At 72.6% G+C, this 7982-nt stretch carries 10 protein-coding genes; 2 read left to right on the top strand and 8 right to left on the bottom strand.

The annotated features are described in order from the left end of the window. Positions 1-55: 55 nt before the first annotated feature. Positions 56-160: a hypothetical protein gene (locus tag JWP64_RS31705; protein ID WP_366890613.1), complete on the bottom strand. Its 105-nt coding sequence runs from the start codon at positions 158-160 to the stop codon at positions 56-58. Positions 161-559: 399 nt separating this feature from the next. On the opposite strand from JWP64_RS31705, the gene JWP64_RS26055 reads away from it, so the two are divergent. Next, positions 560-946 carry a hypothetical protein gene (locus JWP64_RS26055; protein ID WP_297502350.1) on the top strand — a complete coding sequence of 129 codons (387 nt, stop codon included), beginning with the start codon at positions 560-562 and terminating at the stop codon, positions 944-946. Between the two features lie 77 nt (positions 947-1023). On the opposite strand, the gene JWP64_RS26060 is transcribed toward JWP64_RS26055, so the two are convergent. The 7 genes from JWP64_RS26060 to JWP64_RS26090 form a co-directional block, all read right to left on the bottom strand. Next, complete coding sequence (locus JWP64_RS26060) at positions 1024-2049, bottom strand: metallophosphoesterase (protein ID WP_297502351.1); 1026 nt, start codon at positions 2047-2049, stop codon at positions 1024-1026. A gap of 146 nt (positions 2050-2195) precedes the next feature. Beyond that, positions 2196-2930: a glutamine amidotransferase gene (locus JWP64_RS26065; RefSeq protein ID WP_297502352.1), complete on the bottom strand. Its 735-nt coding sequence runs from the start codon at positions 2928-2930 to the stop codon at positions 2196-2198. Between the two features lie 11 nt (positions 2931-2941). Further along, positions 2942-4081 carry a MurT ligase domain-containing protein gene (locus JWP64_RS26070; RefSeq protein ID WP_297502354.1) on the bottom strand — a complete coding sequence of 380 codons (1140 nt, stop codon included), beginning with the start codon at positions 4079-4081 and terminating at the stop codon, positions 2942-2944. A 513-nt stretch (positions 4082-4594) separates the two neighbouring features. Next, positions 4595-4828: a hypothetical protein gene (locus tag JWP64_RS26075; protein ID WP_297502355.1), complete on the bottom strand. Its 234-nt coding sequence runs from the start codon at positions 4826-4828 to the stop codon at positions 4595-4597. Positions 4829-4893: 65 nt separating this feature from the next. Beyond that, on the bottom strand, positions 4894-5334 hold the full coding sequence (locus tag JWP64_RS26080) for a DUF1707 domain-containing protein (RefSeq protein ID WP_297502357.1): 441 nt from the start codon (positions 5332-5334) through the stop codon (positions 4894-4896). A gap of 50 nt (positions 5335-5384) precedes the next feature. Continuing rightward, positions 5385-6569 (bottom strand): glycosyltransferase, encoded by a 1185-nt coding sequence (locus JWP64_RS26085; protein WP_297502359.1) that lies wholly within the window; start codon positions 6567-6569, stop codon positions 5385-5387. A 69-nt stretch (positions 6570-6638) separates the two neighbouring features. Then, a complete protein-coding gene (locus JWP64_RS26090; protein ID WP_297502361.1) occupies positions 6639-7280 on the bottom strand; it encodes a DedA family protein in 642 nt (213 codons plus the stop codon). Between the two features lie 258 nt (positions 7281-7538). Here JWP64_RS26090 and JWP64_RS26095 point away from each other — a divergent pair. Then, positions 7539-7982 (top strand): DMT family transporter (locus tag JWP64_RS26095; protein WP_297502363.1); only part of this gene is annotated, 444 nt, incomplete at its 3' end.

Consider the following 7982-nt stretch of genomic DNA (forward strand, 5'->3'; position numbering starts at 1 on the left):
CTCCCCGGGACGGGGCAGCTCTCCTGCGATGCCGTGCGGCCCGTTCACCCTGCGATCATCCCCTCGCCCGCGCCGCGGCGACGGCCAGGTTGAGCTCGGTGACGTCGACGGTCGGCTCGCCGAGGAACCCGATTATGCGCCCGTCCGTCGCCTGCGCCACGAGCGGCTCGACCTCCGCCTGGGCAGCCCGGTCACCCGTACACCCGCGCGAGCTGCAGCGCCGCGTAGTCGGGGCTGATGCCGGGGCCGAGCCCGGACGCCAACGCGATCAGGGCCCGCCGCTGGGACACCACGTCGAGCAGGTCGGTGGAGTCGCCGGATCGCGGCCTCCCGCGTCAAGAACGCGTTCGGATCCGCTCCCCCGGCGTCAGGGCTTCGCAGGGCTTCCGCCCACCTCCCCGGGTCCGGCGCACGGTGGAGGAGTGTTCCTTTCCGATCATCACGGGAGCGACGGCCACCGGCCCGCCACGCCGTTGTCCGCTCACGGTGCCTTCCTCGCCGGTCTGGTTGTCGCCACTGCGGCACCGCTGCTCGCCTGGCACCGCTGCTCGCCTGGACGTTGGGCGCCCGCACGGTCGAGGTCGGCGGCCTCGTGCTCGGGGCACTCGCTGCCGGTGCGATCGGCGCGCTGTCGACGACCGTGGGAGCGGTCGCGGCCGCCGCCGTGTGCTGGGCCGCCTACGACGGGTTCGCCCTGAACCGCCTCGGCGGGTTGCACGCAGCAGCGGCCGATCTGCACGCCGCCGGGTACGTCGTCGGCGCCGCGTTGGTCTGTCGGGCTCCGGCCGCCGCGCTGCGGGCAGTGCGGGCATGCGCCCGGGCGGGCACGGGTCTCTCGGTCGCTCTGCCCGCGGTGCTCATCGCCGACCTCGCCCGGCGTTCGGGCCTGCGCCCGAGCACGGGGACGCACCGAGGAGCACCAGGACGGTCGTCCTCGCCGTTGTGATCCCCGGCTACAGCGGGATCGCGGTTCGCCGAGGTGCCTACTCGGCAGCGTGTACGCAGGAGCGGGCCGGTGCGACGTCAGCCCGTGAACGGCACCTTCGTCACCGTCAGCGCTTGGGCCCCGGTCGGGTTGACGGTCACGCGGAGGTAGTCGTCGACGCCCGTCGAGCCGTCCACGGTGATCCGGCTCAGGTTGGTTGCCGGCGTCGTCACTCCGTAGAAGCCCAGCCAGGGTGAGCCGGGGGCCAGCGGCGTGTCGGCGTTGTAGACGTGGCTGTCGCCGTTGAACAGGTAGACCGGGCCGCCGTACGCCGCCGACCTCGCCGCGATGTCGCGGACGATCGGCTGGAACGACGAGTAGTCCGCGAACTGCGGGTTCGGGACGGTCGGGTCGAACATGTCGGCCTGGGTCAGCAGCACCACCGCGCGCGACTTCTTCTCGTCCTTCGTCGCCGCCGCGAACGTCTCGTCGAGGAGTTCGAGGGTCGCCGCGGTGCGCTTCCGTACCTCGGCGGCCTGCTCCGGGGTCGGGGCGGTGCTGCCCGTCCACGGGAGCAGGCCGTTGTTGCTGCCGACGATGTGCAGCGCCGCGAACCGCACCCCGGCCCGGGAGTACGAGACGTTCTCCGGGAGGCCCTCCTCGGCCTGCGAGTCGACCTTCACGGCGTCCTGGCCCAGGGTGCGTCCGGGCCGCGGGAAGAAGACCTTCCGGATGGCGGCGAGCCGCTCCAGAGGGTTGTAGCCGCCGTTGTTCGGACGATGGCAGTCGGTCCACTCGTTGTCGCCCGGCGTGTAGACGAGCGGGTCGGCGAACCGGTCGAACTGGGTACGGATCGTCCCGAAGTACGCGTCGCCGCACACCGACGAGCCGCTCTTGATGTCACCGAGGTGGCCGACGAGTTGCACCGCGGGGTCGGCGTTGATCTGGTCGACGACCTCCGGGAACGCGGCGATCTGCGCGTCGCCGTAGGGGATGTCGCCGATCACCGCGAACGTGAACGTGTCCTTCGCGGGCTTCTCCTTCGCCAGTGCCGTTCCCGTGCCGCCGAGCACGAGCACCGCTGCCATCGCCGCGCCGCAGGCCGTCCGCTGCCACCGCTTCATCGCTCCACCTCTCAATTCACCCGTCCTGGTGAACGTAGGGAGCGGTTCTGAACGCAAGGTGGCCCGCAGTCGTCGGACCGGGGCGGATCTACCGGCCGAGGTCGGCCGGCGTCCGGGCGTGTCCACGCCGGAGTCGAGCCGGCGACTCAGCCGCCCGACACTCGGCCACGCGCGGAGCGCTGCCTGAGGAGACGGGACCGGAGATCGTCGATCGCCGGGATCGTCAGCGGTTCCAGCGGTGCGCCGACCACCCACCCCAGCAGCAGGTCCGCGAACTCGGGGTTGCGGGCAAGGACCGGTCCGTGAAGGTAGGTGGCGATCATCCGACCCTGCACCGCGCCCTCGGCGCCGTCACCCACGCCGTTGCCGACGCCCCGCTCGACCCGGCCGAGCGGTCCGGCGTCCGGACCCAACCTCGTGGCTCCGAGGTGGTTCTCGAACCCGGTGAGCGGGCAGCGCAGCAGGATCGGATCGGGGGCGACGACGACCTCGCCGACGGCCCGCCTCGGGCAGCGGCCGGTCGTGACGTCGAGCAGCCCCAGCCCGGCCTGGGCCGGGACCTCCCCCGTGGCGAACCGCTCGCCGAGGATCTGGAAGCCGGCGCAGACCGCGAGGATCGGAGCGCCGCAGGCCGCCGCCCGGCGCAGCCCGCCGGAGTGCTGCAGGCGGCGGGCCGCCAGGACCTGGGCGGCGTCCTCCCCGCCGCCGAGGACGTAGAGGTCGAGCTCGCCGGGGACGTCCCCGGTGACCGGGACGATCTCCGCCGGGATCCCTCGCCAGCGGAGCCGCTGACGGAGCACCTCCGCGTTGCCGGCGTCGCCGTAGGTGCCGAGGAGGTCCGGGAACACCAGACCGATACGGACGGTGGACGCGCCGCCCACGACCGGCTCCTTCATACGCCGACCAAACGGGCCCGGGCCGAGACGAACGTGGAGTAGTCACCCGCGATGTCGACCGGGCCGCCCCGCAGCGAGTCGACGGCGGCGACCGCGTCCGCGGCCCGGGCGTGGTCGACCTGGGCGTAGTGCAGGCGGACGGAGAGGTCGTCGGCGCGGTCCCCCACGGCGACGACGGTCCGGCCGCGGAGCCGCTCGAACGGAACGTCCCAGAGCCACGACGGGTCCCGGCCGTCGGACTGGCGCGAGTTCACGCCGATCACCACCGAGGAGCTCGTCCCGTCCAGTACCGACAGGACCTCCTGCCATCCGGCGGGGTTCTTCGCCAGCAGCAGCCGCACCGGGCCGCCGGGCCGATCGATCCAGCCGTACCGGCCGGCGACGTCGCGGACGCCGCACAGGACCCGGACGGTACTGGCGGCCGGGACGCCCAGCTCGGCGGCGGCCGCCACGGCGAACGCGGCGTTCGTCCGGTTCGCCGCGCCCGGCAGGTGCAGCTCGAACGGGTGCCGGCCCCCATCGGGCCGGTACAGCGCCGCCTCGTCGACCGTCCAGTCCGCGTCGGGCCTGCGCAGGTCGCATCGCGTGCAGGCCCAGCCCGAGGGGTGGTGGCGGATCTCGTCCAGGCATTCCGGGCAGACGACCGCGTCGTGGTGCCACGAGGACGGCGGCCGGACCCAGATCCTCCGGTCGGCTCCGCCCGCCGCCGCGACGACGAGCGGGTCCGCCGCGTTCGCGATCACCGTTGTGCCGGGGCTGCGCCGAAGGGCCTCCCGGATGCGATTCGCCACCATCCGCGTCTCGCCCACCCGGTCCAGCTGGTCCCGGCTGAGATTGAGCAGCACCACCACCCCGGGACGGGTGTCGTCGATGACCACCGGCAGGTAGGACTCGTCGATCTCGAGCACGGCCGTGCCGGCGTCGGGCCGGTCCAGCAGCGCGGTGACGGCACCGTCCGGCATGTTCGCGCCCGTGCTGTTCCACGCCGGGGAGAAGTCGCCTTCGAGGGCGCGGGCCAGCATCGAGGTCGTCGTGCTCTTGCCGTTGGTGCCCGAGACCAGGACTACGGTCCGGTCCGTGGCGAGCCGGTTCAGCAACCCGGGATCCAGGGTCAGGGCGACCCGGCCTCCGATCACGCCACCCGCCCGGCCCAGGGCGCGCGACAGCCCAGCCGCGAGGCGACCCCCGTAAAAGGCGAGTCGGGCCCGGGGTCCCGCTTCCGCGAGCGGTGCGGCCGGGCCGCGAGGAGAGGTGACCACGGGACAAGGATGCTCGCCGCGCGGTGAGAAAGCGGCAGATTCGGTCCGCGGACCGGGCAAGAATCTGCGCGGAACGGTCCCGTGAGGGGACACGGCCTGGCCCCCAGCCCCGCGTCAGCCGTCGAGCAGCGCCGACAGGCGCGAACCGGCTGAACAGCGTGAGGACATTCATAGCCGACGCTGTCCCCTCCGATCGCCACCACCACCACCACCACGATCATCACCGTGAGCGAGGCGTGCCCGAGGCCGGTCGCAACCCCGCCGAGCACCACTGCGGTCTCACCCGGAACGACGAAACCGACGAACAAGGCGTCTTCGACGAAGACCACCGCTGCGATCAGGCATAGAGAAGCGGCCTCTGAATGCTCAGCAGCCTGTCGAGCAAGGCGCTCATCGAGAATCCACGGCCTCTCCCCCGAGCCGGCGGTCGATGGCTCCGGACGGGTCGGTGTGCCCGCCGGGGCCGTCGGCCGCGTCGGGCTGCTCGCCGGCCGTCTCGCCGTCGGGGGTGCCGTCCTGGTCGCCCGGATCGGCCTGGTCGGCCGCGCCCGGGGTGTCGGGCGGGTCACCGGGCTCGGGCTGGTCGGCCCCGGGACCTGCGCTCGACGAGGCCGGTGGCGACAAGGCCGGGGCGACTCACGGGCCTCCCGCATCCATTCCGGGCGGAAGGCCTCTGTCACGAGGATTCGTCAGTCCAAACCATGGACGTGCTCTTCGGGACCCTCGCCGACGATTCCGTGCAGGGCGAGGACGGTCATCGCCACCACGACGAGAACGACGAGCAGCGCGGCGAGCGCGAGAAGGACCCTCCTGCGCCGGCTCACCGCGTCCCGGTCACCACGGCCTGCCAGTGCGGCGACGTCGTCGATCAGCTGCTGGCGGGCGAGCGCGATCACCAGTCCCCATCCGGTGCGGACGTCCGGCGCGGGCAGGTCGGCGGTGAGCGCGTCGAGCTCGTGGCGGTGTCGGGCGGCGTAGACCTGGGCCAGGCGGGCCTCCGTCTCGTCCATGGTCAGCCGGCCGTCGCCCGCCGCCTCGTGCAGGGCTGTGCTGGTCCGTTCGCGCTCCGCGTCGGAACACCGCAGCGAGTCGGCGGGCGGCGGTGCAGTCGTGTCGGCGGGAGAGCCCACGGGCGCCTCCTGATCAGGTGTGGTCATCTCGTCCTCAGGTCTCATCAGGGTCAGGCGGCGGAGGTGAGTACCGGCGATCCCGGTTCGGTGATCCCGGCGATGCGGGTGTAGAGGTCCTCGAAGGATTCGACCGTGGCGCTGAGGTCGTGGCCTCGCGCGAGCTCACGGCCCGCGGCGCCCAGCCGACGGCGGAGAACCTGGTCGTCGAGGATCTCGGCGAGGGCGGCGGAGAGGGCGCGGACGTCACCGGGCGGGTGGAGCAGCCCGTTGTGCCCCGGCCGGACGAGATGCGGCAACGCCATCGCGTCCGCGGCCACCACCGGCTTACCCGCGGCCATGGCCTCGAGCGTGACGAGGCTCTGCAACTCGGCGACCCCCGGCATGCAGAACACGGCGCAGGCGCGGTAGGCGGCGATCAGCTCGGCGTCGCTGACGAACCCGCGGAAGCGGACGCGTGCGGCGATGCCCAGCGTGCAGGCCATCGCCTCGAGCTCATCCCGGCAGATGCCGTCACCGATGAGCTCGAGCCGCCATTCGTGATCGGTGGGGAGCAGGGCGGCCGCGTGGAGCAACTCGTCGACCCGCTTCTCCGGGTCGAGGCGTCCGACGAACAGGATGGTCGCGGGCCTCGACTCGACGGCCGGCCCGTGACCGTAGCTCCCGATCTCCACCCCGCAGGAGATCGGGATCGCGGGCAGGCCGGTCTCGCGCGTCAGAAGTTCCACGGCGCGCGGGGTCGGGGCGGTGAGAACCTGGGCGCGGCGATAGACCCGGCGGAGGTCCTGCCAGGCGAACCGTGCCGCACCCCCGCGCAGCCGGACCGGGACGTGCGCGTGGGCGAACAGGTTCTCGGGCATGAAGTGGTTGGTCGCCACCAGCGGGACATCCATCCGCGTGGCTGCCAGTGCCAGGCCGCGGCCGACCGAGAAGTGCGCCTGCACGTGCGCGACGTCCGGGGCCAGCTCACGGATCAGCTGCGATGCCGTCCCCGCGGCCTGCCAGGGCGGGGAGACCCTGAAGGCGGCCTGTCCCGGGCAGCGCAGCGAACGGACGCGATGGATCGTCACCCGGTCGTGCTCCGACCGGCCGGCGGGGCCGTCCGGAGAGGGGGCGAGGACATGGACGTCGTGGCCGCGCCGGGCGAGTCCGCCGCCGAGTCGTTCCGCGAACCGCGCCGCGCCGTTGACGTCGGGCGGATAGGTGTCCGCCCCGAGCAGGATGCGAAGTGGCCGCATCGGCCTTCTCCTTACGTCGGGTACCGGTGCGGAATCGAACCGGGATGAGGGGAGGGGATCCGTGCCGGGTCAGCGCGAGGGATCGGGCCGGCGACGACGCTCGCGGAGGATCTCCAGGGCGATCGGGATCAGCGAGATGATCACGACGAGCGCGATCACGGGGAGCAGGTACTGGTCGACGCCCGGGATGAACGCGCCCAGCGCATAGCCCGCGAGGACCAGGCCGACCGTCCAGACCAGCCCGCCGAGGGCCTGCCAGAAGGTGAACGTCCGGACGGGGGTGTGCAGTGCGCCCGCGACCGGGTTGAGCACCGTGCGCACGACCGGGATGAATCGCGCCAGGACGATGGCCTTGGCCGGCCCGTACCGGGTGAACAGCTCCTCCGCCCGTTGCATCCCGGCCGCCACCTTCGGTCGCTTCGCCCGGGCCTGCAGTGCCTGGCCGGCACGGCGTCCGATCCAGAATCCGACCTGGGCCCCCAGCAGTGCGCCCGCTGCCGCGGCGAGCAGCACCCAGGGCAGGCTCAGGTGCAGGCTCCCCGCACCCGTCGCGCACAGCAGGCCCGCGGTGAACAACAGCGAGTCCCCTGGCAGGAAGAACCCGATCAGCAGGCCGGTCTCGGCGAAGAGCACGACCAGGATCCCGATCGTGCCGAACGAGGTCAGCAGATCGGTGGCGCTGAGGGGGTTGAGGGCAAGGACGGTGGTCATGACTCTCCTCGATCGGCGACACGGATGACGTCGCCGAATCCGACCCTAGGAACCCTCGGGCTTCGAACCGGCCAGACGGAGGTAAACGGACTGCAAGAACGCCTATGAGCAGACTGTGAGCACCGGACGAGGCCGGTGCCGACGGCTACCTGACCAAACCCGGCTCGACGTCCCCGTCCCCGAGGACGCCTGACGTTTTGCTGTCGTCTTGCCCGCTGCGACCCTGCGGCGAACCGGGCGGTACCTAGCCTCGTGAAGATGCAGACCTTCCTGGCGGTGGCGCTCGCCCTCGTCTCCGCTCTCTGCTACGCGGCGGCGGCAGTCCTCCAGCACCGTGAGGCGTCGACGCACGTCGCCGGAGGCCTCGACCTGATCGGCCGGCTCGTGCGCCGCCGAGCATGGTGGGCCGCGATGGCGGCGACCGCATTCGGCGCCACCCTGCACCTGGCGGCCCTCGGAGCAGGTTCGCTGGTCCTGATCCAACCGCTGGGCATCACCGCGCTTGTCCTCGCGCTGCTGATCTCGGCCTGTCTCACCGGTCTGCACGTGGGACGCAGAGCGTGGGCCGGCGTCGCGTGCGTGCTCGTCGGCCTGCCCGGCGTGCTGTCGATGATCCCCCGCTCAGCCGGGATCGCGGCACCGGTGCTGGGATACTGGTCCGCCGTGGCGATCGTCGCGACGGCGGTGTCCGTGCTGGTGGCC

The organism is Pseudonocardia sp., assembly GCF_025465255.1.
Lineage (GTDB): Bacteria > Actinomycetota > Actinomycetes > Mycobacteriales > Pseudonocardiaceae > Pseudonocardia.

Bases quoted from the DNA above. Each gene is read 5' to 3' on its own strand.
- JWP64_RS26085 (WP_297502359.1), bottom strand. From the start codon at position 6,569: ATGCGGCCACTTCGCATCCTGCTCGGGGCGGACACCTATCCGCCCGAC.
- JWP64_RS26060 (WP_297502351.1), bottom strand. From the start codon at position 2,049: ATGAAGCGGTGGCAGCGGACGGCCTGCGGCGCGGCGATGGCAGCGGTG.
- JWP64_RS26090 (WP_297502361.1), bottom strand. From the start codon at position 7,280: ATGACCACCGTCCTTGCCCTCAACCCCCTCAGCGCCACCGATCTGCTG.